Source organism: Methylobacterium sp. Leaf125 (assembly GCF_001423085.1).
Taxonomy (GTDB): Bacteria; Pseudomonadota; Alphaproteobacteria; order Rhizobiales; family Beijerinckiaceae; genus Methylobacterium.
In genome coordinates this window covers 1-2,442 of sequence record NZ_LMNU01000044.1, presented here as the reverse complement: position 1 = coordinate 2,442, position 2,442 = coordinate 1, and the positions used below count along the sequence as shown (strand labels likewise).

Annotated in this window: 2 protein-coding genes; both read right to left on the bottom strand. The window is 58.1% G+C overall.

What is annotated here, in order from left to right; genetic code table 11:
- Positions 1–239, bottom strand: a 239-nt coding sequence (locus ASF58_RS27300; RefSeq protein WP_244477418.1) for a sugar phosphate nucleotidyltransferase, incomplete at its 3' end; no start/stop codon positions are given.
- 220 nt (positions 240–459) lie between these two features.
- Entirely contained in the window at positions 460–651 is a 192-nt protein-coding gene (locus tag ASF58_RS20130; RefSeq protein ID WP_055956758.1) for a hypothetical protein, read from the bottom strand.
- Positions 652–2,442: the final 1,791 nt, after the last annotated feature.

Sequence of the window (2,442 nt, the reverse complement as noted above, 5' to 3'; positions counted from 1 at the left end):
AGCAGCAGCTCCAGGACCGGCATGTCGTTGAGSGGCATCAGGGGCTTGGGAAACAGCGCCGAATAGGGATGGAGCCGCGTCCCCTTGCCACCGGCCATYACYACCGCCTGTTTGATCGCCGGGGTCGACGTGACCTGCGGCATCAGGTGCTCGGATGACGCATCGTAGAGATGCAACGCATGCGCAGTTTCCGAAGATCTCAGATGATGATCCGTCCGGTCTGGAACGACTTCAAGCATTGCAATCCCCTATTTGAATGAATTTAAATCAGAACCATTTGTAATAATAATCGAGATAATATTAGTCATTTTTTTAAGATTTATGGCAATCGCGATGGGGGGATTAGCGATAGCGCCTAACGGCAGCACGCTCTAATCTGATTGAGTTAGCATCAATGATATTTAGGGCTATACCATCATATGATCAGCCATATTCTTTAGTGATAGCTCCGATCGCAGGTTATCTGTTGCGCCAATCGGTGCGCTCGGCAGCCTCCGCCCGCAGGCCTTTGGCAAGAAGGAGATCGAACAGGATGATCCGACCGATTTCCTGCGTGCCCGGCATCAGCGCGTCGGCCCGGCACAGTGCGGCCAACGCCGCCGCGCGCTCCCCGGCCCAGGACAGGAGAATGCTGAGGCGCTCGACGTTCAAGGGCCGCAGCAGCGTTTCGTCGACGATGTTATCGGGATTTCGCGCTCCTGAGCCCGGTTCAGATCGAGGAGCACCCACAGGCGCGGCCGGGTCGAGGCCAGAGCCACCAGAGCCACCAAGGTGCGGGTGGCGGCCGGACGGAAAACTACCGCTGAGACAGCATCGCTATCTAACTAAAATTTACTCGTCAAAATTTGAGGTGATCCATTTTATCGAAGAGAAAAATATATTTGTGAATTTATCAAACGCTAATATTCATAAATTCTGAATTTAGCTCTTTGTAAAACTGTATTAATTCCGTTACGCCTGGATTCTCCGGATTGGTGGTCTGCGGTTCTGAGGCTCCACTCCGATAGATAATTGTCACATGTCACGGATGGGGCTTCAGCTATGCCGGTTGTGGACATCAAATCCGACATCCTAATTGGGAAGATTGAACAACCGACCGTCGTCATCATCGACCCCCGGGTCCTGTTTCGGGAGAGCTTGATCTCCCAGATCCAGAGAAGTGCCGACGCGCCCCAGGTCCTGGGCTTCTGCACCGTCGGACTTTGGCAGAAGNAGTCGTCATCATCGACCCCCGGGTCCTGTTTCGGGAGAGCTTGATCTCCCAGATCCAGAGAAGTGCCGACGCGCCCCAGGTCCTGGGCTTCTGCACCGTCGGACTTTGGCAGAAGRCCGCCAAGGACCGGSCCCCGGCCTCCGTCRTCGTGATCGCCGCAACCCATCGCAGCATCGCGCAGATGGAGAGTGAGCTGGAGACCCTCGCCAGCGTCAGTCCCGGCGTTCCGGTCGTCCTCCTRTCGGAACTTGAGGATTACCATCAGGTCACGGAAGCGATGCGRCGGGGACTCAGTGGATTCATCCCCATGACGAGTTCCGTRAAGGTGGCCCAGAGCGCCATCGCSCTGGTGCTGGCCGGCGGCTGCTTCGTCCCGKCCGGGATCGTCTGCACGCCCCCAGCCCCACCGGCCGCCGAGGCGCGCGGACGCGGGTCGGTCCGGCTGACSGAGCGCGAGGCGGCTGTCCTCGGCGTCCTGCAGATCGGCAAGCCGAACAAGGTGATCGCTTACGAACTCAAYATGTGCACCAACACCGTGAAGGTGCATGTGCGCAACATCATGAAGAAGCTCCAGGCCAAGAACCGGACCGAGCTCGCCTAYCTSGTSAACACCMAGGGCGTAATGTCCTGGGCCCCCCATCTGGGCGGCGCCTGGTTCCATGCACGACCTGATGTCGGTCCTGCGCGAGCCAGGGCCACATCGTTTCGCATCACATCTGAATTAGGATTATCGGAAGCTTTACTTGATCTATCTTGATTTATGTCGCAACAGTCAATCTAATCAGTATAGTGAAAATTATAATACATTAATCGCAATATTATTCTCTGTAGCATCAAAACCTACCGCGGCGAGCGAACGGAGAGTATGCTGTGACGGCTGCGGCGGTGGGTGAGCGGGGCGCCTCGGATCAGGATCTGCGTGCGCGCATTCACGCGGTGTTCGATCAGGACCGGATCGTCGGCCTCTACGAGGCGCTCTGCGACTCCGTCGACCCGGCCGCTCTCGACCCACCAGCCTCCGGACGATCCGAATCCCTACGGGATACCGGRCCGGCRGGGGAGATCGGGAGGATACCATGGCCGGCCTAGGCTTCGCCCTGGAGCGCATGACGCAGGGGCGCTCCCTGACCAGCACCGCCGGAGCCTACGTCTACGCGGCCCTGCTGGTGGCGGGCCCGTGGATCTTCACGGTCCTGGCGATCGGCGGCATCGATCTCGCCGCCTGTCCC